Source organism: Prochlorococcus sp. G4PB16 (assembly GCF_059772465.1).
This window is the reverse complement of sequence record NZ_CM186289.1, coordinates 386,637-411,340: the sequence shown is the minus strand read 5'-3', so window position 1 is coordinate 411,340 and position 24,704 is coordinate 386,637. Positions and strand designations below refer to the sequence as shown.

The 24,704-nt window shown below is 30.6% G+C and carries 44 protein-coding genes; 29 read left to right on the top strand and 15 right to left on the bottom strand.

Going from position 1 to position 24,704, the window contains the following annotated elements; translation table 11 throughout:
- Window position 1: 1 nt before the first annotated feature.
- Together AC6EIZ_RS02290 and AC6EIZ_RS02285 are read right to left on the bottom strand one after the other, a co-directional pair.
- On the bottom strand, window positions 2-148 hold the full coding sequence (locus AC6EIZ_RS02290; RefSeq protein WP_498512028.1) for a hypothetical protein: 147 nt from the start codon (window positions 146-148) through the stop codon (window positions 2-4).
- Window positions 148-834, bottom strand: a complete 687-nt coding sequence (locus tag AC6EIZ_RS02285; RefSeq protein WP_498512027.1) for an NAD-dependent DNA ligase — start codon at window positions 832-834, stop codon at window positions 148-150. The genes AC6EIZ_RS02290 and AC6EIZ_RS02285 overlap by 1 nt, the downstream gene beginning before the upstream one ends.
- A gap of 96 nt (window positions 835-930) precedes the next feature.
- On the opposite strand from AC6EIZ_RS02285, the gene AC6EIZ_RS02280 reads away from it, so the two are divergent.
- The 8 genes from AC6EIZ_RS02280 to AC6EIZ_RS02245 all read left to right on the top strand — a co-directional run bounded on the left by AC6EIZ_RS02280 (window position 931) and on the right by AC6EIZ_RS02245 (window position 3,098).
- Complete coding sequence (locus tag AC6EIZ_RS02280; protein ID WP_498512025.1) at window positions 931-1,206, top strand: hypothetical protein; 276 nt, start codon at window positions 931-933, stop codon at window positions 1,204-1,206.
- The gene (locus AC6EIZ_RS02275; protein WP_498512024.1) at window positions 1,194-1,826 is read left to right on the top strand and encodes a DUF938 domain-containing protein; all 633 of its coding nucleotides are present in this window, start codon (window positions 1,194-1,196) and stop codon (window positions 1,824-1,826) included. The genes AC6EIZ_RS02280 and AC6EIZ_RS02275 overlap by 13 nt, the downstream gene beginning before the upstream one ends.
- A gap of 88 nt (window positions 1,827-1,914) precedes the next feature.
- The gene (locus tag AC6EIZ_RS02270; RefSeq protein ID WP_498512022.1) at window positions 1,915-2,187 is read left to right on the top strand and encodes a small RNA NsiR4-regulated ssr1528 family protein; all 273 of its coding nucleotides are present in this window, start codon (window positions 1,915-1,917) and stop codon (window positions 2,185-2,187) included.
- Between the two features lie 253 nt (window positions 2,188-2,440).
- Window positions 2,441-2,548, top strand: coding sequence for a high light inducible protein (locus AC6EIZ_RS02265; protein WP_011125327.1), 108 nt, complete (start codon window positions 2,441-2,443; stop codon window positions 2,546-2,548).
- Window positions 2,549-2,567: 19 nt separating this feature from the next.
- Window positions 2,568-2,687, top strand: a complete 120-nt coding sequence (locus AC6EIZ_RS02260) for a high light inducible protein (RefSeq protein ID WP_011294968.1) — start codon at window positions 2,568-2,570, stop codon at window positions 2,685-2,687.
- Window positions 2,687-2,833: a high light inducible protein gene (locus AC6EIZ_RS02255; protein ID WP_498512020.1), complete on the top strand. Its 147-nt coding sequence runs from the start codon at window positions 2,687-2,689 to the stop codon at window positions 2,831-2,833. The genes AC6EIZ_RS02260 and AC6EIZ_RS02255 overlap by 1 nt, the downstream gene beginning before the upstream one ends.
- The gene (locus AC6EIZ_RS02250; protein ID WP_498512019.1) at window positions 2,833-2,979 is read left to right on the top strand and encodes a high light inducible protein; all 147 of its coding nucleotides are present in this window, start codon (window positions 2,833-2,835) and stop codon (window positions 2,977-2,979) included. Before AC6EIZ_RS02255 ends, AC6EIZ_RS02250 begins: the two co-directional genes overlap by 1 nt.
- Window positions 2,979-3,098 carry a high light inducible protein gene (locus tag AC6EIZ_RS02245; RefSeq protein WP_498512017.1) on the top strand — a complete coding sequence of 40 codons (120 nt, stop codon included), beginning with the start codon at window positions 2,979-2,981 and terminating at the stop codon, window positions 3,096-3,098. Before AC6EIZ_RS02250 ends, AC6EIZ_RS02245 begins: the two co-directional genes overlap by 1 nt.
- A gap of 977 nt (window positions 3,099-4,075) precedes the next feature.
- Here AC6EIZ_RS02245 and AC6EIZ_RS02240 read toward each other — a convergent pair.
- Both AC6EIZ_RS02240 and AC6EIZ_RS02235 read right to left on the bottom strand, forming a co-directional pair.
- The gene (locus AC6EIZ_RS02240) at window positions 4,076-4,330 is read right to left on the bottom strand and encodes a hypothetical protein (RefSeq protein ID WP_498512015.1); all 255 of its coding nucleotides are present in this window, start codon (window positions 4,328-4,330) and stop codon (window positions 4,076-4,078) included.
- A 67-nt stretch (window positions 4,331-4,397) separates the two neighbouring features.
- Window positions 4,398-4,649, bottom strand: a complete 252-nt coding sequence (locus AC6EIZ_RS02235; RefSeq protein ID WP_498512013.1) for a hypothetical protein — start codon at window positions 4,647-4,649, stop codon at window positions 4,398-4,400.
- A gap of 395 nt (window positions 4,650-5,044) precedes the next feature.
- Between AC6EIZ_RS02235 and AC6EIZ_RS02230 the strand changes: the two genes are divergently transcribed.
- From AC6EIZ_RS02230 to AC6EIZ_RS02210, 5 genes are all read left to right on the top strand, one after another.
- The gene (locus AC6EIZ_RS02230; RefSeq protein WP_498512011.1) at window positions 5,045-5,647 is read left to right on the top strand and encodes an NAD-dependent DNA ligase; all 603 of its coding nucleotides are present in this window, start codon (window positions 5,045-5,047) and stop codon (window positions 5,645-5,647) included.
- 57 nt (window positions 5,648-5,704) lie between these two features.
- Window positions 5,705-5,953, top strand: coding sequence for a hypothetical protein (locus AC6EIZ_RS02225; RefSeq protein ID WP_498512009.1), 249 nt, complete (start codon window positions 5,705-5,707; stop codon window positions 5,951-5,953).
- A gap of 175 nt (window positions 5,954-6,128) precedes the next feature.
- Complete coding sequence (locus AC6EIZ_RS02220) at window positions 6,129-6,374, top strand: hypothetical protein (protein ID WP_498512008.1); 246 nt, start codon at window positions 6,129-6,131, stop codon at window positions 6,372-6,374.
- Window positions 6,375-7,013: 639 nt separating this feature from the next.
- On the top strand, window positions 7,014-7,370 hold the full coding sequence (locus AC6EIZ_RS02215) for an AbrB family transcriptional regulator (RefSeq protein WP_011293945.1): 357 nt from the start codon (window positions 7,014-7,016) through the stop codon (window positions 7,368-7,370).
- A 542-nt stretch (window positions 7,371-7,912) separates the two neighbouring features.
- The gene (locus tag AC6EIZ_RS02210) at window positions 7,913-8,128 is read left to right on the top strand and encodes a hypothetical protein (protein ID WP_498512006.1); all 216 of its coding nucleotides are present in this window, start codon (window positions 7,913-7,915) and stop codon (window positions 8,126-8,128) included.
- 529 nt (window positions 8,129-8,657) lie between these two features.
- On the opposite strand, the gene AC6EIZ_RS02205 is transcribed toward AC6EIZ_RS02210, so the two are convergent.
- Complete coding sequence (locus AC6EIZ_RS02205) at window positions 8,658-9,059, bottom strand: DCC1-like thiol-disulfide oxidoreductase family protein (protein WP_498512004.1); 402 nt, start codon at window positions 9,057-9,059, stop codon at window positions 8,658-8,660.
- A gap of 292 nt (window positions 9,060-9,351) precedes the next feature.
- Window positions 9,352-9,519 (bottom strand): hypothetical protein, encoded by a 168-nt coding sequence (locus AC6EIZ_RS02200; protein ID WP_498512002.1) that lies wholly within the window; start codon window positions 9,517-9,519, stop codon window positions 9,352-9,354.
- Window positions 9,520-9,751: 232 nt separating this feature from the next.
- Between AC6EIZ_RS02200 and AC6EIZ_RS02195 the strand changes: the two genes are divergently transcribed.
- From AC6EIZ_RS02195 to AC6EIZ_RS02185, 3 genes are all read left to right on the top strand, one after another.
- Window positions 9,752-9,985 (top strand): hypothetical protein, encoded by a 234-nt coding sequence (locus AC6EIZ_RS02195; RefSeq protein ID WP_498512000.1) that lies wholly within the window; start codon window positions 9,752-9,754, stop codon window positions 9,983-9,985.
- Window positions 9,986-10,118: 133 nt separating this feature from the next.
- Complete coding sequence (locus AC6EIZ_RS02190) at window positions 10,119-11,411, top strand: DUF2130 domain-containing protein (RefSeq protein WP_498511998.1); 1,293 nt, start codon at window positions 10,119-10,121, stop codon at window positions 11,409-11,411.
- A gap of 38 nt (window positions 11,412-11,449) precedes the next feature.
- Window positions 11,450-12,010, top strand: coding sequence for a GIY-YIG nuclease family protein (locus AC6EIZ_RS02185; protein WP_498511996.1), 561 nt, complete (start codon window positions 11,450-11,452; stop codon window positions 12,008-12,010).
- A 35-nt stretch (window positions 12,011-12,045) separates the two neighbouring features.
- Here AC6EIZ_RS02185 and AC6EIZ_RS02180 read toward each other — a convergent pair whose 3' ends face one another.
- The 4 genes from AC6EIZ_RS02180 to AC6EIZ_RS02165 all read right to left on the bottom strand — a co-directional run bounded on the left by AC6EIZ_RS02180 (window position 12,046) and on the right by AC6EIZ_RS02165 (window position 14,556).
- A complete protein-coding gene (locus tag AC6EIZ_RS02180) occupies window positions 12,046-12,399 on the bottom strand; it encodes a DUF7326 family protein (RefSeq protein ID WP_498511994.1) in 354 nt (117 codons plus the stop codon).
- A gap of 254 nt (window positions 12,400-12,653) precedes the next feature.
- Entirely contained in the window at window positions 12,654-12,896 is a 243-nt protein-coding gene (locus AC6EIZ_RS02175) for a DUF8620 family protein (protein ID WP_498511993.1), read from the bottom strand.
- Between the two features lie 269 nt (window positions 12,897-13,165).
- A complete protein-coding gene (locus tag AC6EIZ_RS02170; RefSeq protein ID WP_498511991.1) occupies window positions 13,166-13,417 on the bottom strand; it encodes a hypothetical protein in 252 nt (83 codons plus the stop codon).
- A 98-nt stretch (window positions 13,418-13,515) separates the two neighbouring features.
- Window positions 13,516-14,556 carry a potassium channel family protein gene (locus AC6EIZ_RS02165; RefSeq protein ID WP_498511989.1) on the bottom strand — a complete coding sequence of 347 codons (1,041 nt, stop codon included), beginning with the start codon at window positions 14,554-14,556 and terminating at the stop codon, window positions 13,516-13,518.
- A gap of 151 nt (window positions 14,557-14,707) precedes the next feature.
- Here AC6EIZ_RS02165 and AC6EIZ_RS02160 point away from each other — a divergent pair, with 151 nt between their 5' ends.
- The gene (locus AC6EIZ_RS02160) at window positions 14,708-14,929 is read left to right on the top strand and encodes a hypothetical protein (protein ID WP_498511987.1); all 222 of its coding nucleotides are present in this window, start codon (window positions 14,708-14,710) and stop codon (window positions 14,927-14,929) included.
- A 129-nt stretch (window positions 14,930-15,058) separates the two neighbouring features.
- On the opposite strand, the gene AC6EIZ_RS02155 is transcribed toward AC6EIZ_RS02160, so the two are convergent.
- A complete protein-coding gene (locus tag AC6EIZ_RS02155) occupies window positions 15,059-15,244 on the bottom strand; it encodes a translation initiation factor IF-2 N-terminal domain-containing protein (RefSeq protein ID WP_498511985.1) in 186 nt (61 codons plus the stop codon).
- Between the two features lie 148 nt (window positions 15,245-15,392).
- On the opposite strand from AC6EIZ_RS02155, the gene AC6EIZ_RS02150 reads away from it, so the two are divergent.
- Entirely contained in the window at window positions 15,393-15,527 is a 135-nt protein-coding gene (locus tag AC6EIZ_RS02150; RefSeq protein WP_498511984.1) for a hypothetical protein, read from the top strand.
- A 51-nt stretch (window positions 15,528-15,578) separates the two neighbouring features.
- Here the strand turns inward: AC6EIZ_RS02150 and AC6EIZ_RS02145 are convergent, their stop codons facing one another.
- On the bottom strand, window positions 15,579-15,815 hold the full coding sequence (locus AC6EIZ_RS02145; protein ID WP_498511983.1) for a hypothetical protein: 237 nt from the start codon (window positions 15,813-15,815) through the stop codon (window positions 15,579-15,581).
- Between the two features lie 156 nt (window positions 15,816-15,971).
- On the opposite strand from AC6EIZ_RS02145, the gene AC6EIZ_RS02140 reads away from it, so the two are divergent.
- From AC6EIZ_RS02140 to AC6EIZ_RS02130, 3 genes are all read left to right on the top strand, one after another.
- Window positions 15,972-16,187, top strand: a complete 216-nt coding sequence (locus tag AC6EIZ_RS02140; protein ID WP_498511981.1) for a Nif11-like leader peptide family natural product precursor — start codon at window positions 15,972-15,974, stop codon at window positions 16,185-16,187.
- Between the two features lie 324 nt (window positions 16,188-16,511).
- The gene (locus tag AC6EIZ_RS02135) at window positions 16,512-16,844 is read left to right on the top strand and encodes a hypothetical protein (protein WP_498511979.1); all 333 of its coding nucleotides are present in this window, start codon (window positions 16,512-16,514) and stop codon (window positions 16,842-16,844) included.
- Window positions 16,845-16,904: 60 nt separating this feature from the next.
- Window positions 16,905-17,090, top strand: a complete 186-nt coding sequence (locus AC6EIZ_RS02130; RefSeq protein ID WP_498511977.1) for a hypothetical protein — start codon at window positions 16,905-16,907, stop codon at window positions 17,088-17,090.
- Here AC6EIZ_RS02130 and AC6EIZ_RS02125 read toward each other — a convergent pair whose 3' ends face one another.
- Window positions 17,091-17,840 carry an MBL fold metallo-hydrolase gene (locus tag AC6EIZ_RS02125; RefSeq protein WP_498511976.1) on the bottom strand — a complete coding sequence of 250 codons (750 nt, stop codon included), beginning with the start codon at window positions 17,838-17,840 and terminating at the stop codon, window positions 17,091-17,093.
- Window positions 17,841-18,149: 309 nt separating this feature from the next.
- Between AC6EIZ_RS02125 and AC6EIZ_RS02120 the strand changes: the two genes are divergently transcribed.
- The 5 genes from AC6EIZ_RS02120 to AC6EIZ_RS02100 all read left to right on the top strand — a co-directional run bounded on the left by AC6EIZ_RS02120 (window position 18,150) and on the right by AC6EIZ_RS02100 (window position 21,664).
- Window positions 18,150-18,869 carry an SDR family NAD(P)-dependent oxidoreductase gene (locus tag AC6EIZ_RS02120; protein ID WP_498511975.1) on the top strand — a complete coding sequence of 240 codons (720 nt, stop codon included), beginning with the start codon at window positions 18,150-18,152 and terminating at the stop codon, window positions 18,867-18,869.
- Window positions 18,870-18,976: 107 nt separating this feature from the next.
- Entirely contained in the window at window positions 18,977-19,669 is a 693-nt protein-coding gene (locus AC6EIZ_RS02115; protein ID WP_498511974.1) for a Type 1 glutamine amidotransferase-like domain-containing protein, read from the top strand.
- Window positions 19,670-19,785: 116 nt separating this feature from the next.
- Window positions 19,786-19,962, top strand: a complete 177-nt coding sequence (locus AC6EIZ_RS02110; protein WP_498511972.1) for a hypothetical protein — start codon at window positions 19,786-19,788, stop codon at window positions 19,960-19,962.
- 192 nt (window positions 19,963-20,154) lie between these two features.
- Window positions 20,155-21,372, top strand: a complete 1,218-nt coding sequence (locus tag AC6EIZ_RS02105; RefSeq protein ID WP_498511971.1) for a fatty acid desaturase — start codon at window positions 20,155-20,157, stop codon at window positions 21,370-21,372.
- A 109-nt stretch (window positions 21,373-21,481) separates the two neighbouring features.
- Window positions 21,482-21,664 carry a Nif11 family protein gene (locus AC6EIZ_RS02100; protein ID WP_498511970.1) on the top strand — a complete coding sequence of 61 codons (183 nt, stop codon included), beginning with the start codon at window positions 21,482-21,484 and terminating at the stop codon, window positions 21,662-21,664.
- A 21-nt stretch (window positions 21,665-21,685) separates the two neighbouring features.
- On the opposite strand, the gene AC6EIZ_RS02095 is transcribed toward AC6EIZ_RS02100, so the two are convergent.
- On the bottom strand, window positions 21,686-21,937 hold the full coding sequence (locus AC6EIZ_RS02095; RefSeq protein ID WP_498511968.1) for a hypothetical protein: 252 nt from the start codon (window positions 21,935-21,937) through the stop codon (window positions 21,686-21,688).
- A gap of 940 nt (window positions 21,938-22,877) precedes the next feature.
- Between AC6EIZ_RS02095 and AC6EIZ_RS02090 the strand changes: the two genes are divergently transcribed.
- Both AC6EIZ_RS02090 and AC6EIZ_RS02085 read left to right on the top strand, forming a co-directional pair.
- Window positions 22,878-23,021: a hypothetical protein gene (locus tag AC6EIZ_RS02090; protein ID WP_498511966.1), complete on the top strand. Its 144-nt coding sequence runs from the start codon at window positions 22,878-22,880 to the stop codon at window positions 23,019-23,021.
- Between the two features lie 19 nt (window positions 23,022-23,040).
- Window positions 23,041-23,211 (top strand): hypothetical protein, encoded by a 171-nt coding sequence (locus AC6EIZ_RS02085; protein ID WP_498511965.1) that lies wholly within the window; start codon window positions 23,041-23,043, stop codon window positions 23,209-23,211.
- 28 nt (window positions 23,212-23,239) lie between these two features.
- Here AC6EIZ_RS02085 and AC6EIZ_RS02080 read toward each other — a convergent pair whose 3' ends face one another.
- Window positions 23,240-24,277, bottom strand: a complete 1,038-nt coding sequence (locus AC6EIZ_RS02080; protein WP_498511963.1) for an NmrA/HSCARG family protein — start codon at window positions 24,275-24,277, stop codon at window positions 23,240-23,242.
- Between the two features lie 216 nt (window positions 24,278-24,493).
- Here AC6EIZ_RS02080 and AC6EIZ_RS02075 point away from each other — a divergent pair, with 216 nt between their 5' ends.
- On the top strand, window positions 24,494-24,694 hold the full coding sequence (locus AC6EIZ_RS02075; protein WP_498511961.1) for a hypothetical protein: 201 nt from the start codon (window positions 24,494-24,496) through the stop codon (window positions 24,692-24,694).
- Window positions 24,695-24,704: the final 10 nt, after the last annotated feature.

Genomic DNA, 24,704 nt, shown 5'->3' with positions numbered 1-24,704 from the left:
TTTAATCTTTCTTTCCTTTTAAAATCATTGTTAATGGTACGCCTACAGTAAATAATATTCCTATGGTTAGGATGGTTAATCCCATTGGGGAAAGGATGTCGACTCCTCCCAAGACTTGTGATGCTTGTTGGGGTGTAGAAAAAATCATTAATTTATTGCGTATGCCCAATTTATTGATAGATTATTTTCTCCAAGATACTTTTGCAATTTTCTTGAATTGATTTTTAATACTATTCCTTTTGTTGGATAGCATTTAAATAATTTACCCTCTTTCCAGCATTGAAGATAGATTTCTATATCTGAAATAAAGTTTGTAAATTGTGTTTGAGGAATTTCGAAATTTAGATTTTTTAATTCTTGAAGTGATTGAAAATGATTGATATTGCAATGAAATATTTGAAGAGCACAGAATCTAATTCTAGTTAATTGGGGTTTCAAATTTACAGTTCCTAATGATTTGGTTGCAATATTCTTATTTGATATATTTTTATCGCCGTATAGAACTCCCCTTATTTCTATTCTGTTTTTAATACGTATAGAGTTAGGAATATTTTTTAAAGACCTTACACTTTCTGTTATGTCTTTATTATTTTCATTTATTGCCTTGTTTATTTTTCCATTGAAATATTGAATGCAAATAGCTGATCCAATGATATTCGGTTCTAAAATTATTCTTGTATTTGGAAGAAGTGAATCCAACCATTCATGAATATTTCCTTGTCCTAATGATAGGAAGGCTTTTCTTCCAGATTTGAAATTAAAGATTGAGTCTTCTGGAGATATTCTCTGAAGATTCCTTATAAGATGATTTGATCCATCAGTCTCCTTTCTCATCCTTAAGTCCTACATTTTATCAATTTAGTTTGCTTTTCATAATGCTAGCTAGGCATATTTAATGTAGATAAAATTTTTTTTTTTGTATGATCAGAAATGAGCCGATATTATTGCCCTTTTTGCTCTTCTCGTTATCAATTTCATAAAACGAGGAGTGATGGAGTTTTGATTTGTGGTTTGTGCGGAGACCCATTAATTAAAAAACCATTACTAAATTCAAGAAGAATTATTGGAGTAATTTGTGCATCTGCGTTTCTAGCTCCCTTACTAATAATGATTATTTTTGTTATCAATGAATTTACTAAGGAAAAATATCCAAACAATTCTGAATCAATAGTCCTATTAACTATTGATAAAACGTGGAAAATATAAATCTAGACAATCGACTCAATTTCTCTGCTACGACAAGGAATCGTGATTCCATTGCCGAAGTATTGAGTAATTATATTTCTCCTAATAGCTTGTTTTTAGAAATAGCTAGTGGTAGTGGAGAACATGGTGTTTTCTTCCAACAAAGATTCCCATCAATTATCTGGCAAACTAGTGATCCTGAATTAATACATAGAAAAAGTATTAACTCATGGATTATGCATGATGGACTTTTTTCAAAAATGCCTGAACCTCTTGATCTTGATGTCGAAATGCGTCCTTGGCCAATAACTAAAAATATTAGATCTCTGATTAAAGGAATTGTATGTATAAACATGCTTCATGTATCCCCATGGACTTGTACAAAAGCTTTGCTTGAAGAATCAAAAAGTTGTTTAGATCAAAATAATTTTCTTATGATCTATGGACCATTCTTAAGAAAAGGTGTACAAACCTCAGAAAGCAACTTGAATTTTGATCAATCTCTAAAATTACAAAACCCACATTGGGGTCTTCGTAACTTAGAAAAAGTTAACGCTATTGCATTTGAAAATGGATTTAAACTTGATAAAGTCGTTGATATGCCTGCCAATAATCTTTCAATTATTTATCGCTTAAAGTAAAATTTCACATAACTTTTCTTCTTTCTACTAAGAATTTTAGAAATTTGGTAGATGCGATAGGAGAATAAATCTACTACGCTTTTTTCTTGTGGAGTTTTCTGGGCCAGATGCAATTGATAAAGCTATCCAAGCTGGATTAGATCTAGATGGAAGTCCCATACCATCAGAAATGCTAAACCTCTACAGGGATGTCATGGATAAAGAAAACGCACGTAAGAGAAGTGGAGTTAAGAAATCAATGCGAAACCGTATTGTTAAAACAGGATCCAAACATTTTGACCAAGACACTTTAAATACACTATTAATCAAGGCTGGTTGGGATGGATTGAAAGCTAAAGAAATTGACTTTTTTTATAACTGATAACTGATAACTGATAACTGAACATAATATTATAAGTGACACTAGTGTCACACTTCTTCTTAATCAATTCCCCTTAAAGAGAAAATTGTTTTGGCTTGACTCTTGACTTGTGTAGCTAAATTGACTGCCTCGACAATGTTTTTTTATCCGTTGCACCTGAATTCCGCATTAATGAGGCAAGCCGTACTTTTATGGCTTTACGTAGTTTAATAATTGGTTTACATTTGTTTACATACACATCTCGGATCTCATCATGACTCCAGAAGCAGAAAAGTTTAACGGTTGGGCAGCAATGCTTGGCTTCGTTGCAGCCTTCGGCGCATACGCAACAACAGGTCAAATTATTCCTGGAATTTTCTAAATAAGTAACTACTAAAACAATGCAACCATCTAACAAAACAATTCTAGAGAGAAGCATCGGCAGACCAGCCATGATGGCATTCGTTCTACTAACAGGTATCTACCTAACAACAGGCCAACTTATACCAGGTGTTGTTTAATGAAAAAACAATCGGCTAAAACTCCAAGAGTAGAAGAAGGCAAGGTAATTGCTGAAAGACTCAATGGCTACGCAGCATTTGTTGGATGCTGGGCACTTATCGGAGCATATCTAACAACAGGTCAAATTATCCCTGGTGTCGTTTAATGACTACTCAAAACAACATCAATAGAAACATTGATCCTGAAAAGGTAGCTGCAGAAAGACTTAATGGCTACGCTGCTCTTTTTGGTTGTATTGCTCTTATTGGAGCTTATGCTACAACTGGTCAAATCATCCCGGGATTTGTTTAATGGATAACAACTACTGGAAGACAGCTGAAATTATGAATGGCCGTCTGGCGATGATGGGTCTTCTTGCAGCTGTAGTTAATTACGGATTTACTGGCTGGATTATTCCAGGTTTTGTTTAACTTCTTTCTTAATTATTACAATGGCTTTAAGTTATTGGCTTCGTGCAGAAGTCGAGGATCTTCTTAATGAAGACACTTTCTTTGATTGTTCGGATTATTCATGTCTATTAGAAGACACTGACTGGGGTTGATCATTTACTACATTTGATAATGAATACAAAATCTTTTCATTGTCAACTATGCAAAAAAAAATCAGCTGAAACTTTGTGGCGAAGAAAAGGCTTGATTATGTGTAAGCAATGTTTCGACAAACTCCAGAAAGCAAAATTTTAAAACACTAATTTTTTTGCATTTTATCGTTATTGGAAATTTATATTGTTCTTTTACTTTCCCCTTTTTGATTTACTTTCTTTTATAAGTTTATCTTGTTTGGTAAATTAGATTAAAAATTTTTAACGTAGTATTTGTCACCATAAAATCAATCATATTCTTCATGGGCTTTATATAAACCTATATATTCGCAGGAGTTAAATTATTAGGTGTATATTAGCGCATTGGAGTTATCTATGTTTCGGGGTTATATATATGAAAAATAAGGCTAGTTGGCTAAAGTACCTTTCACCTTTTGTAGGTATATTATTTTGTCCTGTTACTATTCTAATTATGTGGTCAATTTGGTCAGTCCCAGTAGTTGAATCTGAGACAGAGCTTATAGAAGAAAAACAGCTTTAAAATAGATTAAAGATTTTATCTATCAAAAATTACTCTAATATCGTTTTTTACATATTTATACATCGTTTAAAAATCACTCAAAAGAAAGTGATTTTGTTTGATATCCATTGTCAGAAGTCTAATAGCATTGTCTAATTCTTCTTCTGTTCGAAATCCTAATACCTTTGCTGGCTCTTGACCTAGCGAACTACAATCAGGTTCTATACCAAATGTTTTAATTGTTTCTAGACTTCCAACTATTTCTTCTAGTTCTTCTAATTCAGTTATGGTTTTTTTTTAATAATTAGTATTTTTTAACGATAAATTTATGAGACTTCAAGTTTAAAACCTTTATCTAAAAGTTGTTGATATGTAAGTCTTGCTTGAAATGCGAGGATCTCAATCGGCTCTTTATCGTCTCTTTGCATGATGAAATAGTGATTGTCTTCACCTTTTCTAGCAAATATGACAATCTCAGAACCTCTTACTAGCCTCCAACATTCTTGATTTTTATGCTCAGATAATGGTCCTAAATCCCATGGAGCCTTCTCTGGATACTTCTCCCTTTTTACCCTTGGCATCTATTAAAAATAACTATTTCTTTTAGACTACACTTATGCTCTTCAACGTCAAGAATTAATTGTTTAATCAGGAAAAGGCAGCTAGTGAATACCCCTCGTCAAATAATCTTTGGTAAGTAAATCTAGCTTCATATTCTTTATAGGCCTTTCTTTTTCCATCATTTTTTTGGATGTATACATAATTAGCGTTTATACGACTCCTAGTGAATGTATAAACGATGTCTGCTTTTGAGAGCATCCATTGAATTGATTTGTTTTTACTTTGATCGACATTTAAATCCCATGGAATATTTTCCGGATATTTCTCAGATATACTCATTTGATAGGATGTGTTTTTTTAACTTATGGCATAAAAACTCAATAGACATGAGAATAAATACTGTGTTTTTTAAATTGATTTTTATTTGATGATAATTTTATTCAATTTAATTAATTCATTTTTAGATCTATAAACTTATTAAATATCTATCTATTCAAAATCATTCTATTGAACCATTGTATGTAATCAATCTAAGGACTCTCTTGAATTTTGTGCTATGACTTTATCTATTCTCAGGACAATATTTATAAATTGGATAATTTGTGTTGATTAGATGCTTACCTTTTTTGTATTTCTCATGTGATCTGGCCTGTCGTCTTTTTATATTTTTTTGATTCCTTAAGAAAACAAGTTAATGAAGCGACTTGGCTCGACATTTTCCTATTGATATATATATGAGATTACTTGGACTCGATAAAGATTGTTTTTCAAGCTGGTGGGCAAAGTTACCAGAGGGGTCAACCATGGTTGTGCAACCGAAAATCGATGGATGTGCAATAGGTCTTAGATATAAATATGGTCAATTAGTAGATGCATATTCTCGAGAGGATAGTGAGATTATTGAAAATATTAGAAATATCAATGCTATTCCTTTGAGTATTGACGACACTTTAAAAGTTGAAGTTGAGTTGGAGGGGGTATTGTATTCACCTTCTTCTACTTCTAAGATTTCAATAGAGCAATTGCTATCAAATTCATTCTCAAGAATTGATGATAATACCTCAATTTTATTTAATGCATTCCATATTTTTTGCTCAAACAGTGATGAATTGTCAGATTTGACCCAACTTCAAAACTGGGGATTTGAGGTCCCTATAACTTTGAGAACCGATGATCCTCAGCAAGTTCAAAAATGGCATTCTCAATGGATCAATAATGAATTGTTTTCTAATCTTCCTACTAATGGAATCGTCGCTAAATGCAATTCCTCTTTGACCAAGAATATTTTGGGTACTAGCCCTTATTATCCTAATTGGGCTTTTGCTTTAACTAGATAACTGATTGATAAGTATTCTGATGTTGCATTGATATCTACTTGTTGATTATTTCTAGTTTTGATTCAGTTATCCTTATTAAGATTGCAAAAAAAGTTAGATGAAAATATTCTTTATTTAATTTCTTCTCTTCTTTATATGACTTTTACTGATAAGCAAATGTTTGAAGCAGTAGAGGCTAATGTTTATGTTCAAGATTGCTTTAAAAAAATCACTGATGCATGCAAGGAATTAAAAAGAAAGACAGGCTGTCCTGATGATGATGTTGATCGTTTTCTTGAATTTGCAATTGGTAAGTGGTCGGAATGATATTAAATTCCCTTATTTATTTTTTTCTACACTATCTGCAATTCTGAATAGGGCTAATCTATTTATTTTATTCTTGATGCCTATACCGAGATATTACTTTTTATTAGGAGATAGTAAGAAGCCCTTTTCCCTAATCTGTTTGAATAGTTCTTATTGATATTTTTTTATCCCAAAAATGAATGATTTTTACTCAAGAATTAATTTAGGACTTCTTGTTTTAGGTTTTACAGCACTGTCTATTCAATTATTCCCTATCTCCAAGCAAGCCTCAAGCTTGAATAGATGCTTAAAAAAAACATCGGAGACATTGAGTCAAGTCGGAGCTGTTAAAAAAATGAATGATGAGAGCAAAGAAGTTTTATCAGTGATGATATGTAATGGAGCTGTATTTGAACCCAAATTTAAGCCGAATAGCCAATAAAGTGGCGGCATTTATTTTTTGAAGATTTTATTTCCCGCAATTTTTAAGATATTAGGATCTATAGTTCTTAGTCTCATTTAAGAAGAATAATAAATCTCAAGGAAAGCTTCAAAGTAATTATTTCTTGTTGATACTAGGAATTTAATAGAGTTCCAATTAAACAAGCAAATGTAATGGATGAATATAGATTCAATACAAATCAGAGGAATTTTAGAGAGATTCATTTTTTGTTGTAATAAGTAATTTTATTCAGATTCATGCCTTAACAAATGCTCAAAAGTTAAGCTTTATATATTGATCGGTTTGATTGTATGAACTGTTCAATTCTCTCGTAGCAGTCTATAAGCATGTATAGATTTTCTCTTATTTTATAAAATTATCTTGCTATTGCTGGCGATTGAGCGATCTCTAATAGGTAAAAGATTTTTCGAATCATTCATTTTAAAGCTTGCCAAAAAGAATCTTTCCTATAAATCAATGCCAATAAGCATGAACAATTTTCCATATAACCTTGAATTTCTGAGTTTAATCTTGATGCCCTCGTTCCCATAACTTTTAGCTTTAATGTCTGGGACTAATGTAAATATTGTAAGTTTGTTAATTATAAGTTAGTATTATAAGTACAACCATTTATTTATCATGCTTACTGGTAAGGATTTGTTAGCCAAGGTCAAAGATTTGGGAGATGTCTCAAAATCTGATCTTGTTAAAGCTTGTGGATATGTTTCCACCAAGAAAGGAGGCGGAGAACGTCTTAACTATACTGCTTTTTATGAAGCACTTTTAGAGGCTAAAGGTGTAAACCTAGCAGCAGAAAGTGCTGGTGGTATTGGTAAAGGTGGAAGGAAGCTTAGTTATGTTGCTACCGTTCAGGGAAATGGAAACCTATTGATAGGAAAGGCCTATACAGCTCTTTTAGATCTCAAACCTGGTGATAATTTTGAGATTAAGATGGGACGTAAGGGCTTCCGTTTGGTTCCTGAAGGAGAAGGTTAATCCCCTAAAAACAGAATTAAAAGATTTAGATTAAGCCGAGAAGCGTATCCGCCTCTCGGCCTTTTTATATGGTAAATTTTCCAAGTTAACTTTCTCTGATTATTCATTTATATTTTATTTTCCTAGAGAGATCTTTCTTCTCTTTTTCATAGCTTTTTTTGTTTTTCCTTTAATGGATTATTCCTTTTTATAGGTCTCTTTTTTCTGGCTTTCTTGTTATTGGGTTTTCTTTCCCTCAAAAACCAATTACATATACCTGTTTGAATTATCTTATTTTTCTGTTTTGATGATTCTTTTTCATGTGAATTATAAGTATGATCCTTTATGCTTTTGTTGACTTTATTCTTGACAAAATCTTGCCTCTTTATTTTTCATGATCGCATACAATTAAGATAAACCCTTGTCCAGCATTCTCTTTTTGGCCAATAGCGCCTTTATATGAGCAGGTATAAACTCTTTTTTATCTTGCCTGTAATTATTTATATTCACATTCTTATATCTAATTTCGTTATCCTTGAATCCATGTATATATCTTAAATTTTTTGTTTGATCCTCTGTATGAAGAAATTGTTACTAATAGATCGGACTTAATGGTTTACATGGTTCGTCATTTTTTTATTGAGCTTGTTTTCCCATTGTCTGTTTTTGTTGCTGTAATGCTTACTCTGTTTATGGATTGGAGTTGGATGCCCATGTCAAGTATTGAGCTAGAGAGGGGCAAAAGTCTCGAGGAAGTTAAAAAGCATCTATTCGAATAAGTTAATTTTTAATTATTTTTTTAGTGGAACGTTACTTGTTGATCAGCTTCTTTCCTAATAATTATAATATCTAAGCATCATTTTATATTTTTTGTTTTAGCTTGGATTCCAAAATATATTGATAAAGCAACCAAAAGAATAACTAGTAATGAATTGCTATTCCCAAATATTTCTATAAGCATATTTAGCTTTGATATTAAAATCTTATTTTACATATTTAAACTCATCCTATGGATTTGATCTATCTTCTCCTCAACTGATGTTACAAATGGAATCTAAAACAGGCCTTACTGTACGGATATTTATCCAGTTCTTTTACAGGATCTCATGGCAAAGGTAAGAATGAATTATTAGTAATTATTGATGCTGATGATAGATTACAGTGATCAATACTATTTACTTTTAACATGTCGTATTAGTTACTGGTTTAAAATTGAATACTTTGTTAGATATAGTATTCATATCTAATCACTAAAGTTATATATATTTTGTGATATTTATAATAATAAAAATCGTTTACAAGATAAAATCAATAAAATTTACTATTTTCGCTAACGGGTTGCCATACCTTGCCTTTTAAAGTTAATGATAATCTTCTACCCCATAAAAGGATTGGGAATAAAAAATTAGTCCTTTTGTTAGATATGAAGATAATCCTGAGGACTTCTAAAAGTGTGTCGCTTGGCTGTTTGATTTCTGAACAAATCCAATTAATTGCTTCCGCACCATGAATGATATTTTCATTCCTGATGAGAATTGCTCCTTTATTCAAATCATATCCTTGATTATAGAGTTGAGATAGTAGAGCTAGATTTTTTCTTCCATCTAATATTTGGAAATCAGGAAGACTGCTTTTTAATTCAATTAATTGTGCAAAGTGATTGCAGAATGGGCATTCACCATCATATATAAATAAGTTTTTGTCTGTCATGATCATTTATTGACTGAATTAGTGTACAAAGAATTTGCCTGCAAACGTGTGTAAATAAGATAAAAATAAGAGTACTTTAAAAAATCATCATTTATCAATTTTTTATATGGTATTTTTGAAGAAATCTGTTTCTATTTATTCTCTACTAATTCTAATAAGCATTTTTTAATACTAAATAGGCTAATTCGTTTGCAGGTTTTGGTTTACCTCAGTATATAAATATATTAATTTAATTAACCTTTGCCATTAGTTGATAATCTGTTCATATTAAATTTTGCGATTTTTTCTAGTCTCAGCTCTTGAAAACGTTGCTCTTTACATTATCTTCTTGAATCTGTGGTCGTAATAAAGACATTGGAAGTGCTGTTACTACTGCGAATGAAAGAACAAGAATTAAATCTGTTGTGAAGTGACTTATACCTAGCTCTGAGTGTGCAAGAGCAAAGTTTAGTAATGACATTTTTTTGTATTCATAACTCTACAATTATATTTTAGTATGTATATACATATATATCATGTAGTAAAAATTATTGCTCGTAGAAGATCAATCTTTACCCATCTTTGTAACTAAATAATTAGTCATTTACAATTATCCTTTTAATCAGTTGGAGTTGGTAATAGCACTTGTTCTGAAAATTCTTTAGTATTTGTAAGCAACTTTATTTAAGGTGCATTAATTAATAGGACATATTATGTTGAGAATTGTAGCCTACGTTCGTTATTCAAATGCTTCAATAATACTTGATTGGCATCTCTTCCTCGGTGTGCTTATCTTTTTTATCCTTTGTGGGATATTGATATTTCAAAATCAGATTTGGGAAGAGGAGGACTATTCAAAAAACAAAAAATGGCATCAATGGAAAGCTTCTGCTATTAAGTCAAATAAAAGTGATTTGTCTGGAATTTACCCAACATCAAAAAAATAATTTTAATTCCATTAAATACTTGTTATTGACCTGTAATTTTATTTCTATATAGTTTTAGGTTTAACAAAATTCTTGCTTGTCGAAGTCAAAACAGATAAAAAGAGAGGATAGTCATTTTCTTTTTATATTTGATATGAATCAAATTAAATGCCCTGAATGTGGAAGCAAGATCAGTATAGATGAAAATAATTACTCAAATATCATTAAGCAGGTTAGAGATCAGCAGTTTGAGGATGAAATGTGCCAAAGACTTGAACTTCTTGAAAAGGATAAACAGAAATCCATAGATCTTGCTATTCAAAACATTCGATTACAAATGCAAGAATCCGTATTTGTAAATGAAAAAAAAATTCAAGGGCTTCAGTCTCAATTGATTGCTGCTCAAGCTGAAAAAGCTATGGCAGTAAATAAGATTAAGCATACTTTTGATAAAGAGAGAGATTCGCTTTCATATCTATTAGAGAAAACAAGAGAAAAGAATGAATATGAAAAGAAACTTGCAGTTTCTAATGCAGTTACTGAATTAAAAGAAGGCTATGAACAGATCAAAAATAATTTAGAAAAAATTGAACTTCAAAAAGAATTATCTGAACGATCGATAAAAATGAGATATGAGATTCAGTTAAAAGAACGAGATGATTTAATTGAGAGACTTCGTGATATGAAAATTAAATTGTCCACAAAGATGGTAGGTGAGTCGCTGGAGCTACATTGCGAAAATGAATTTAATCGTCTAAGGTCAACAGCTTTTCCCAATGCTTATTTTGAAAAAGATAATGATGCTAGTTTTGGTAGTAAAGGTGATTATATTTTCCGTGATAATGATAGAGAAGGTAACGAAATCGTATCTATTATGTTTGAGATGAAAAACGAATGTGATAGCACCTCTAGCAAGAAGAAGAATGAAGATTTTCTTAAAGAGCTAAATAAAGATCGAATAGCAAAAAATTGTGAATATGCTGTTTTAGTTTCTCTCTTGGAATCTGATAATGATCTGTTTAATTCTGGTATTGTTGACTTTTCATATCGGTATCCAAAAATGTATGTTGTACGCCCACAGTGCTTTATACCAATAATTTCATTACTAAGGAATGCCTCTATTAAGGCCCTTGAATATAAATCAGAACTAGCAACTATTAAAGAGCAGAATATAGATATCACCAATTTTGAGAATAGCCTTGAACTATTTAAGGATTCTTTTGGTAAAAACTATGCGCTAGCCTCAAAACGTTTTGAAACAGCAATTATGGAGATTGATAAATCCATAAATCACCTACAAAAAACGAAGGACGCATTACTTGGTGCTGATAGAAATTTAAGGTTGGCTAATGATAAAGCGCAAGAGGTAACGGTTAAAAGATTGACTAGAAATAATCCTACTATGAGAGAAAAGTTCAACTCGATAAGAAAAAATGAGGCTGCATAATAAACTCATTAATCTTTATAAGATTAAATTTAGTTAATATGAATGGTTGGCTTTATTTAATAAGAAATAGAGACTTATATAAGATTGGGATAACAAAAAATTTTGAGAATAGAATGCGGCAACTTAAGCCTGATGATGTTGTTGCTAAATTGTACACTAAAGATTTCTTAAAGTTAGAAAGAGAGTTACATAATCGGTATAGAAAGTTTAGAATCCCACAAACGGAGTATTTTCGATTAAAAGATTATCATCTAAATGAGATAAAAGAGAGAATATCCAAACTTGATTATCCTATGAGTATAATTCTATCAATTTTTATCAAATCGTTAGTATTTATAATATTAATATTTATTCTTATATTAATATTATTAGCTTTAAACATTAATAATATTAATATTGTAATTCTAAAGTCTCTTCTATGGATGGAGAAAGTTTCAATAGTTACCGCTTTTATTTCATTATTCTATCATTCAAGGAAATATTTAAGCTACATAAATGAGCTAAAATATCGACTATCAAGGTCAATTATTTTTATTATATTTTCAATCTTCTTTAAGGTATCCTCTATTTTCTTTATAATAAAATATTTTAAAAGTTAGTAAAAGATTATTTGTTGAGGCAATTCTATAATTTTTTACCACATGTCATTACTTGATTGATCCTCTTGTTGTTGCTTTAGAAGACCAAGTCTTCTATCAAATTCAATCTCTTCTTGACTTTTCTCTTTTACTTTTGAGTTTTTATTGCATTTTTCTTTTACTTCAAGAATCTTCTTAGTTATCTCATCTGAGAAATGATCTTTTATTTCTTCCCATGCTTCTTTCTCTTCGGCATTACCTACAGTTCCTTTGATTTGATCGATTATAATTTCCTTTACAAACTTTCTTAGTTCACTTTCACTCATACTATTAACTCGACTAGATATATACATATCTTTAAGAGTGTCTAATTCGGTTTCGCTTAGATCCTTATATGTGAGTTCGTCCATTTTTTATTATTATTCGATACTATTTGTAGACCCATATCGCTTCTAGGATCTTTGATTTAGGATTGTATCTTTGCTCATTGTTTATTGCTTCCTTTTTATTACTAGCGATTACTGTTTTATGATAGCACCCAACCAGTTTGTTAATCATTGATTCTTTAAAACTCATGACTATTGTATCTTATTTTAATTATATAACAACTAATTTTAAAAACTATTAATTGTCTTTATACGGTGAAAGATTACCATAGATGATTTTATTTATCATTTTGATTTATAAGCTTACTAAAAATAGCTTCAATCAAAATAGCTGTAAAAAATAGACTTAGTGAGGGAATAAATAAAGGGTACCAGAGTTTTTGGAAAAAATTATATATATTTGAGTTTCCATTAACACTTAATATAAAACTAATACCAAGAAATACAGAACCTAATATTAATATATAAAGATTGTAAATTAATAAATCATCTAACCTTTTTTTCCATTTACTTTCACTCATTTTTTTTCTTTACTTACAAGAGTAATGTTTGTTGTAAATTTTTTCAATGACATAAACCTTAAATTATGAACTACCTCTAAAAGCGTATAGATCAATCCCAATTGATTTAAGGTAGAGCGCTCCTCCAATGGCTAATACGTTAAGACAAAATACAAAAAACCAAAGCTTCCATTGTTGATTTTTAGACATCATCTTTTTTATTAGAATATTTATGTATCTCTTGATGAGATCTATAAATAGATTTTAACTATATCCTTATACTAAAACTATTAACTCAATGCATCAAGATCTCTTCTGTAATGTTTTGAGCATCTGAAATCAGCATCATTTGATTTCCATTCGGTGTCTTCTAGCAGGTCTGAATAATTATTTCTATTTGATGGTAGTTTTTTTTCTAATCTCCAACCAGCCTCGCTCAAGAAATCAACGTAGTCTTTTGAAAATAAGCTCTCATTAATTTTTGATTCATCGACAATAACCTTTGATTTGCTTGATAATACTTTTTTAGTTTGTAGTTGCATCTATTGAAAGTAACTTCTTTATTTCTAATCACTTTTTTTTTAATGCGTTAATTTTTGCTTGTAGTGTTAACCCTCGTTGGAGTTTTTGAGCTGATTAACTATGTAGTATTTACTAACACTTCTTTCAAATGACCTCTAATTCGGTTTAATTGCTCTTGACTTCCAAGATATATCAAAATCATACCAGGAAAGATGATTAAGTCATGTTTTGGATTACCAATTAATTGACCCGAGATTTTTGTGGCTAAAAGTAATGCCCCACCTTTTTTCGACAGGTCAAAAATGTTTTCGGTTTTACTATTGAAAATTTCAATTTTATTTACATTTTCTGTGAGCTTGAATTCTTCTATTTCGCAATCAGAACCTGCAAGTAAATCTATAAAATCTACAGCTATAGGCCTTAGTGCAGAGGAGGCCATAGTCCTTCCTGCCGCAACATATGGACTAACTACTGCATCGGCTCCTGCTAGTTTTAATTTATTAGCAGCTTCTTCGTTCGCTGCCCTTGCGATTAATCTACAAGTTTTATTAAGTGCTTTAGCACTAAGAACAACATATAAATTTGCAGCGTCACTTGGAAGTGTCACCACTAAACTGCGACAATTTTTAACTCCAGCTACTAATAATGTTTCGTCCATTGTTGCATCTGCCAATAGTACGTTTAACCCTTTCTCCTCTGCTTCGGTTTTTCTTGAAGAGTCTATTTCTATTATTAGGGTAGATATTTTTTCAGTCTTTAATTGATCAGCAATTTCTTTCCCTGTACGACCGTAGCCACATATAATCACATGATTTTTCATTCTTCTAATTAATCTCCTTAATCTGAGTTCCTCTAATTTTAGGAAATATCCTAATTCAGACAATTGTATAAATCTTTGAAGAGTTAATTGAACGACGAATAATCCTCCTCCGATAATTAAGAAAGTTACTATCCGTCCGGCTGAGCTCAAAACTTCAACTTCACCAAAACCTATTGTTGTAATGGTTATCAATACCATCCACAAACAATCTCCCCAGTCCCAACCTTCAGTAATTCGGTATCCCAAGGAACCGAATAAAAATAAGAATATGAGTAATGAAATTGGAGCTGTCCAGACTTTTAAATAGCCTTTGAATTTATTTGTTTTTATCAGATTCAATTTAGTTCAATTTTCCCAATACTTATAGTATAGAGAAGAGTGAATTAAATAATTTTCTTTTTTATAGATATAAGTCTTTCCATTATATAGTCATCTCATTCAATCATTACTTATAGTATGATTGAATTAAGTATGTTAGTAATTATTAAATATGCAAACTCCTACTTCTGAAGACAAAAAAGAACTATGTAAGGATGCTTTCCAAGATATATCAGCAATTCTTGCAGGTTTACGCGATCAAGGTTTATCTGATTTCGAAATTTTTGAGTTTGGCAAATCTCTAATTGATCATTTTGATCCAATTAAAATGGAAAATTTAAAAAAAGATTCAGATTATCAAGATGCTTTATTTAGAGAAGCTAATGATTTGTAAAAATATTATTATATTCCTTGCTCATCTTCTTTTATATTCTTCGCCTGTGCATCTTTTTTGTTAAAAATGAGAAATTAGCTTTATAAATTTGATAAGTCATAATCGTTTAAATAATTATTTCTCATAAATTTATTCCTTTGTAATTGTTTTTTGAATATAATCAATAATTTTTTTGCTCTGTTCTATTGATAATGACGATAGAGCTGATGAAGCAGGTATTTTTAGAAGTGTGCATGCAGCAATTATCTCTGGCGAATCAACACCAAGGACTTCTGCAAGTTCCTTTACTCTTAATCTTGCCACATTAAAAACCATTTAGATAGATGATCTTATAAAGACCTACGTGTTTATTTTTTTATTTTATTGCTATGTGTTGAATACTAGAGTTGAAATTCATTAAATGAATGATGATAATGATTTGAAGTTGACACTTCGCAAGGTTGTATCGAACGCGGTTCTGCGAATGGAATCTGCCTCAGATGTAAATGTGAGAAGGTGTATATTTCAAGAATATAAGGAGTGGTTGGGAAGTTCTATTGATGATTGGGTTTTGGCATTGCCTAATGATTGGGGTAAGTCTGATGCCAATTTTTATTAGAATAATTAAATACTAATTTGATTTCTATCATTATTTTGTATTTATTGTGAATTAATTAAAGTTTTTTTGTGCACACTCGTAGCCTGATTCTCTAATATCTTTATTTTCATCAATAATTGCTTTCAGAGCACAATCGCAATAATTAGTTATTGAAGCTTTTGAAATCGACTTAGTTGATGGATTGCTTAGAGCGCTAGAAACACAGTCTTTCATTTGCCTGTCAGGATATGCATAAACTGATCTGGCAAAAGAAATCATAACGACAGCAATAATTAGGATTTTTTTCATTTTATTTTAATAGAAAATTAATTATACATTTATGATAGAACTTTAACCTATTTAATTTTAAAATTTTTATCCTTTATTATTAATTTATTCATATTTAAATAATTAGGTCTTTTATAATATAAAGTGTAAAATATGTTTTTCAATTTCATTTCTTAAATGTCTTTAGATCAATTAAGAAGATTTTTAAAGGAAATGCAACATGATGAATCATTAAAAGATCAAGTACTTGCTTCATCAACAGCGGATGACGTTGCACTTATTGCCTTACGGAGAGGTTATGAATTTTCAGGAGATGAATTACTACGATTTTCAGGGAAAAAAGTTGGAAGAGTTACAGTACAAAAAAATGATGTTCCAGGAGAATATAATTAAATGGTCTATTTTCTTTTACTGAGCTCTCTAACTATTCCATCCCACTTCATAGCCGCTTTAAGATAAGCATCTCTTTTTCGTCTGTAGATTAAATAATTGAAAAAGCTTATTGTAGAAATAATTATAATAACTATTACAATAATAGATTTCATTTTATAATATTTTTATTCCTTTCAATTATATAGCTTTTTAACTAATATGTGATTTACACATCAATAAGATATTGCTTCTTAATAATATTAAGTGTTGATACTCATTTTAGCACTATATTTTCCCATATCTTATGACTTTCAACTAGGATGTAAGCTAATTATTACCATATTTATGGATATCACATTAATAGCTATTGCTATTTTTATTTTGATTGCAATAGTATTTCTTGTAATATTTTTGTTTAAAAGTATTAATAAAAAATCATTTACAGCAGAAGATGGTTCTCTTTTTGATAACCAGACTGATCTAGATTTATATCAGAGGCTACTTGACAAGACAAAGCCTTTATTTATGCCTAACGATGAGAATGGCTCTACCAAGCAAATACTAGGATTTGATAAACTTTTCTTGTCAAAATTAACAACAGAAGGTTTTCCAGATTTAAAATCCCTAATAAAATATCGTAAGCAATTTCAGTCTTTATCAGATTTAATTAATACTTAGATTAATTTCGATTTATTATCATTGCTTTATACTAATATAATAATAATTATATTAGTTTCAATGAGTAAAGCAAAGCATACTGACGAACAACTCTCTGAGATGAGAGAAGATGCTTTTGTAAATATCAAAGAGGCGTGTATGAGACTTCAAGAAAGAGCAAAGTGTGGGAACGATGTTGTGATTAAAATGTTAAACGAGGTATCTCAATTTTATATTACGCAAGAAGAAAAAACAAATGATAGTTAACTAAGCCATATCTCGACTTTTTAATTTGTATTCTTTAAATGGTTTAGGATTTATAAAACAAGTACTATTATCCTTGACCAAATTGATATCTTCAGATGAGCCATCTACTTTGATTATATTATTTATAATACCTGTAAATGTAATATCCCCTCCTGTTGTACTTGCCAAAATTGTTGTTGGATTAAATAACTTTAATAATTGAGGAAGTACAGTTTTACCTTTAATAAATTTACCTGCGAGAGGTAATGAAAAATCTACTACTGGTGTTATTAATAAATCTATATTTCTAGCTTTGATATTCTTGTCTAGAAAACCATGTGGCTCGATATAAATTGAATCTAATGCCGAATCGATAATGTAGCCATTTTCAATATTTGGGACTGATGCACCTGATGTGGCTTGAATATTTATGTTCTTACTTTTAAAAGTTTCTCCAGGCTTGAGTGTATGTATTTTGTTAAAACCTATTTGCCTTACAACTTTGCTCGCTGCTTGTGATGCAACAACTGAGATACTTTTATCAATTTTTTCTAGTGTTGGAGGATGTGCATGATCCGGTTGGCCTTGAGTAAGTAACAAAATATCTATATCGCTAGGAACGTCGCTTTCTTTGTCCAATTTCCCTTTTATTAGCCAGTCTCCAGGTGGGAAGGTCAAATCACCATTCAACCAAGGATCAATCAAAATTCTTGTTTGACCCAAATCAACAAGCCAGCCATTTGCTCCATAGTAAGTCGCTTTTATAGCCATTGTTTTTGCTTTCAATATAACTATCGTTATTTAAAATGGTGGATTATTAGAATGTGTTGATTTATCTTTTTTTATATCAATATATTATTATTATTATTATTATTATTAAAATCAATAATATTACAAGTGCAAAGTTTTTCATATATTTTTGAAATTCATACAACCAATCATTTTCCATAGTATCAATACTTTTAATCATTATATACATCCAACTATTATGTTAGATAATTAATATTGTAATACGTCATATTTTCGCAACCCTCGATTCAGAAAATATTTATCTAGTATTTAATTATATCTTTTAATATCATGAAAATTCGAGATTGGGAAGGAGTAGCACTTATTATTGGTGCCGGAGATATTGGTAAATCTATTTCTGAATATTTGAAGACTGTATCACCCAATTTAGAAGTAATTGTCTGTGGTAGAAATGTATTTGATAAAAATGATATTTATTTAGATTTGGAGGATGACCTTTCAATTTCTGCTTTTGAAAAAAAAATTGCCCTTTTTATTAAGCCGCTTCGTCTAGTAATCAATACAAGTGGCTTTCTTCACTCAAATCTTGTTAAACCTGAAAAAAGACTTTCACATATAAATCGCTCTAACATCATTAAAAATTTTTCGATTAATTCTATTGCTCCAATTCTCATTGCTAAAAGTATAGAGCAGTTTATTAGACCAGAACTTCCCTTTTCATTTGCTAGTTTAAGCGCAAGAGTTGGTAGCATTGGAGATAATAGGCTGGGTGGTTGGTATTCCTATAGAGCTTCTAAAGCTGCTCAAAATCAATTTTTAAAAACTCTTAGTATTGAATGGCGTCGAAAATTTCCATTCTCAATCGTATCTATTTTGCATCCAGGTACTTGTGATACGAAATTATCCAAACCTTTCCTATCAGCTGTTCCTAAAGGTAAACTTTTTACTCCTGCTCAATCAACAGAATATATGATTAGAATTATTTCTGAACAACAACCATCTGATTCTGGTAAGTTTTTAGCCTGGGATAAAAGTGTTATCGCTTGGTAAACCTTATGTTTTATCAGTTATAATTATTTTATTTATACGATTTGATTTAATAAACTACTTTATGAATGTTTTTGGATGTACCATATTTTGAGTTTTAAATTAAGTTCTTGAAAAAGCATATTGTTGCAATTGGTGGTGGTGGCTTTGGTAGAAATAATTCATCTAATCTAATCGAAAAATATATACTTAATCTTTCAGGAAAGACTAGTCCAAAAATTTGTTTCCTACCCACAGCAACTGGAGACAATGATACATATATAGTTAGGTTCTACTCAATATTTTCCAACTTAAATTGTAAGCCAAGCCATATTGAATTTTTTAAAAGAACTCCAGATATAAAAAAACACATTATGGAGCAAGATGTTGTGTTCGTTGGCGGTGGAAATACGAAAAGCATGCTTGCAATTTGGAATGAATGGGGGATGTGTGAATTACTTCATAATGCTTACAATGAAGGCGTTGTAATGAGTGGTGTAAGTGCAGGCGCAATTTGTTGGTTTACAAGTGGTATTACAGACTCATGGAAAAATGAATTAAAGATCTTACCTTGTTTAGATTTCATTAGCGGGACTTGTTGTCCTCATTATGATGAGGAACCTTCTCGTATTCCTTATGTAAAAAAAATATTACTTGAAGAAAAAATAACTAATTGCATTTCTATAGAAGGTGGTTCAGCAATTCACTTTATTGACGGTAAACCATTTAAAAATGTAAGTTTTGAGAAAAGTAAAAATACATATAATGTTTTTATCGATAATAATGATGTAGTAGAGAATCCTTTTGATAATATTCAACTATAGATTAATTATCAATAATTTACATTTGTTTCTTTATTTATGAAATCTATTTATATTAAAAAAATTACAATTATTTATTACTAACTAGAATGTCTTTATTTTTATTGTCATTTTCAGAGATGGGTCTAAGTTTACCCCTAGTAATTATATTAATTATCTTTGGTGGTTTTTTCCTTATTAGCTTTTTTATAACAAGTCCTAACATGGATACCAAGGGTTTATTAAGAGTTCTATATTCAAAGCCCGTTAGGAAGGCCGATGGTTCTGTTGAGTATCCAGAAAGTAGAAATAAATAAATTTATACACATTAGCATTTGTTATGAATTTTTCAGGTCCTTTTACCGTTGATTTTCAACGAAAATAAATTGGTTTTAATTAGATTTTATGTATATTAAGGAACTATCTTTTGTGAAAAATAAAAATTCCTATAGCCTCATAGCACTCTTGAATAGTAACGTCGTATATGAACCATAATCATGTTATAAAAATTGAAAAAAAGCTTACTTACTAATTTCGAGACAGTCAATAACGAAAATAATAATAAGACTTTTTTACCATCTGGTTTAAATGGGAAAGCATTAGAAATTTCACTGGATGATATCCCCTCTAGAAAAGAAGTTAGACAAGCAATACCCAAGCACTGTTTTACTCGTCAGACCAATAAATCTCTTTTTTATCTTTCTAGGACAGTAGTAATTCAGATCTTGGTTGTTTTGCTAGGTCTCTCTATTCCTCTAACTAAAGAGATGATTCCAGTTTGGATATTATATGCATTAGTCTCTGGTACAACGTCAATGGGGCTATGGGTTTTAGCTCATGAATGTGGACATGGTGCATTTTCTGATAATCGGAAATTAGAAACAATAGTTGGATATTGTCTTCATTCTTTTTTACTAGTTCCATACTTTTCATGGCAAAGGTCACATTCAGTACATCATGCCTTTACCAATCACATAACTGATGGAGAGACTCATGTTCCTGTTGTGATCTCGGGGGATGGTAAATCTGAGAAACAAGGAGGGGAAAATGAAATGGAGTCATCATTATTTTTTGGAAAGTTTATTTATGGCTTTAATCAACTATTCCTTCACTTGATTCTTGGATGGCCGGCATATTTACTTCTTGGTAAAACAGGTGGACCTCGCTATGGGACCAGTAATCATTTTTGGCCAAAAGCCCCCTTTTCGAAAAAACTATGGCCATCCGTATGGGCAAGAAAGGTATGGATATCTGATTGGGGAATTGGTTTTATGTTGCTTTTATTGTCTTTTTGGTCCTTGATTTTTGGACTAAATTCAATGATTAGTCTCTATTTAGGACCTCTAATAGTTGTTAACATTTGGCTAGTGATTTATACATGGCTCCACCATACTGATACTGATGTGCCCCATCTCGGTGCCAGTCAATTTTCCTACATGAGAGGTGCATTCTTATCTATCGATAGACCCTATGGAAGAATATTAGATTTTCTTCATCACTCAATAGGCTCTACGCACGCTATTCATCATATTGAACCAACAATTCCTCACTATCATGCAAAACTAGCTACAAGAATATTAAAAAATAAATTTCCAAAAGTATATTTATACAATCCCACTCCAATTCATAAGTCTCTTTGGCATATAGCTACAAATTGCGTGGCAGTAAAGAAAGATTATAATATTGATAGATATGTTTGGAAACAACCCAACTTATCTAAATCTTAATAATCATTATAAACATTTTAAATATTACATTTAAGTGATTTGTTCTAGTTATTTTAGCTATTTAGATTAAAAGATAAATAATTTATTTATAATCAATTTTTTATAATAAATGTCAAAACAAGATTTTGAAAGATTCCTCCATAAAATTGATCAATTAAATAAATTGGTTGAGATAATTAATAAATCGCCTGAAAAATATCAATCAATTATTAGTTGTAGGACACATGATGAAGTAGTGGAACTTGCAAAGCAATGGGGATTTGAAATTGGAAAGAGATGGGGAGATTACTAGGCTTTTCCAAAAGTGTAACGACTATTGACCTCCACCGTTACAGCTCCATACCTTTGAGGGGATTCCTTGAGTATTCTTCCCATCGATACGAAATGTTTTCGTTATGCATTCATTTTGTGAGTCTGCCCATGCTGAAATCGGCTCCAAATCTTTTGATATAAGCTTCATAGATTTTGATACTGAAATTATTGATACTGAACTGAATATGAGAGATAAAGTACTTAATCCTGCGAAAACCAAGTATTTGTTATTGTCAAAAAATTCTTTGAGCATCTGTAAAATGGTTGTTTACAAACAACATTACTTAAGAATTAGAGATTAATCAGATTAAGTTATACTTCGAAAATATTAGAGATTGATAAATTTTTATTTAACTGATAGTACTCTATTTTTCATGAAAAGAGTTTAGTTTTTTTTTTCAAAAAGGTCTAAGATCTTTTTTAATCTATCTGTGTTTTCAAAGTTAGGACTTGCTGTAAGAAAAATCACTAAAACTATCATTAGTATACCAACGCTAGATACGCCCAATAAAAGTTGCTGGAAAGGATCTAAAGAATTAAGCATTTCTATTAGCTGTAAAAATTTGTTAATTTTGTATTAATGATAATTTAACGAAAGCCTTTATATAGCTATGGAAACTTTATGTTTTAGTTCCTAGATATTTTTTAGTTCTTTTCTGTTTTTTTAGGCCATCTTGCCTTCAGATTAAGAGGGTTTTTGAGATTTATTTCTACAGGTTGCCCTTGAGCTAGCGATATCAATGCTTTAAACGCCCAGCCACCAAAAATTAATATTACTGAGATTAAAATTATATAACTTATGTTAGTTAACATAAAACGTAAATAATGCCAATTATAATAATATCTTATTTACTAATTTTAATTTTGTAAATAATAAACTATTTTCTTATATATTAACAAATTCTATGTTCTTTCTTCTTGCTTGTCTATTAATCATTTCTTTTGTATTAGATTCTTACATGCTGAATACCAACAATCCTTAACCATCTAGCTAGTTATAAATACTTATTAGAGACGTCGTTTTAATGCCTGATTGTGTTTGATCAACCATTTTATTATTATTATTTTTTTAACTTTTGTTGATTTTTTACCGATTTAGTATGAATATAAAATTGTTAATATTTTTTTGAATGATCAACAGTACCTATTTATATCCCTTTTTTATATTAATTATAATTTCATCTCTATTTTTTTTGTTTCTGAATTTTAGAACTGGTAAAAACGAAATTAACAATAAAATTCTTTTAAAGAATTTATTAGAAGGTTTAGATATGGATTTACCTGAAGAATTGAAAGCTTTAGATAATTCCTCTACTGATCCCCAGAAGCTATCATAGTTTTAACGGATGCAATATAGTGGTAAATTTTCAATTTGATGATACTGAAACTTCAGGAATTTGGTGGTCAACTAACGTTTCTATTAGAGATTTATGCATAGAGCTTAAAGAGGACACATCTTGTGATGATAATGAAATTGCAGAGCTACTTAGATCTATTGCAAGTTCAATAGAAGTCAATGGACTATAAATTTATATTATCGGTTGTATCAACCCAATTATTTATCCCATTGTAGTTTCCATTGAGATGATTTCCAATGCGTTGACCATGAATTTCTTGACTTATTCTGATTTTCAATTTTTGCTATCAGCCAGTCTTTAAGAGATGTGGGAACAATATTTAACTCGTTCTGGATTTTTTTTAATTTATCCATATCCGCTCCATACCCTGATTTTTCAATCCAATCTGCCATCACGCCAATGTCATATTCCAAAAGCTTTATTGCGACTCTCGGAATCATCATATAATTAGTTTGAATTCCTTCTGAAGCAACTATTGTTTGAAGCGTCATCGCCATTTCTTTGCCTGTTAGCTCTTCACCTGCAATATTGATAGATTGATTTTTGTATTTCTCTGGCTTCGATAAAACTCCTCTTACCCATTTACCTATATCCTCAACTGCGATTGTTTGCCATTTAAAATCCCCTCCGACTATTCCAGGAAAAATTTCCTTAGAAATAGTATATCCAGGTAATTTATTTTCAAAGTTTTCAAAGTAGCTTACTGGTCTTAATATCGTAGTAATATTTTTTAGTTCCAATTTTTGGATATATTCTTCTATATCCCATTTACTCGTAAAATGTCCTGGAGCCAAATGATTTTTTAGTGGATCTTTTCCTTTACTTATTGAGCTGAAGATAAAATGATTTAGCTTACCTTTTTCGTATGCAATTTTAACTTGATTTATCAGGTTAAAACCTTGCTGCATTTCATAAGACCTAACAATACTTCCTCTAAATAATTTCCAGCCTTTTGTAGGAGTTGTATTTCCAAAGATCACGTCTACTCCGTCAAAGGCTTTATTAAGGCTTTCAGGGTCCAATAAATCACCATTAACTAGTTCAACGTTGTTGAAGCTTCCAAGTTCTAATGCTTTTGAGCTTTTGAGATCTCTGGTGATTGCACGTATTTGATACTTATTGGTTTTACTTAGTTCTTTGATTACTCCAATTCCTTGCCTGCTTGTTGCCATAGTGACTGCTATGACAGGTTTCTTGCTTTCTCCTAACTCAACAATTTCCCCTTTTTCAAGCACAACTAAAAACCTATTAATAAGGAATGTAAAGCATAAGTGAATTTATGTAAAGTTGCGTCGCTTTTTGGAAAGTGACAAATATTGGGCTGGATAGGCAAGTGATTTCTCCTCAAATAGATATAAAGTCATCTGATTGGTTTCGTAAAGGAATGTTTTATTTACTTTTATAGATTCCAAATCTTGGCTATCTATTTATTAGTACTAAGTTTAGTCATTATGGCAAATGAAGTTCTTGCAAAAATTGATCGACAAAACATTATTTTTGATGTCGTTGATGGTATTCCTCCATCTGGAGATGAAAGCGAAGAAATTAGATCATTTCGCTCTCAGATAGAATCTGACAATTTGATGCTTGAATATTCGGCCGAGGAGTTGGGTTTTAATAATGTATTGTTTGAATATCTTAGTCAGGGATAACCATTTATAT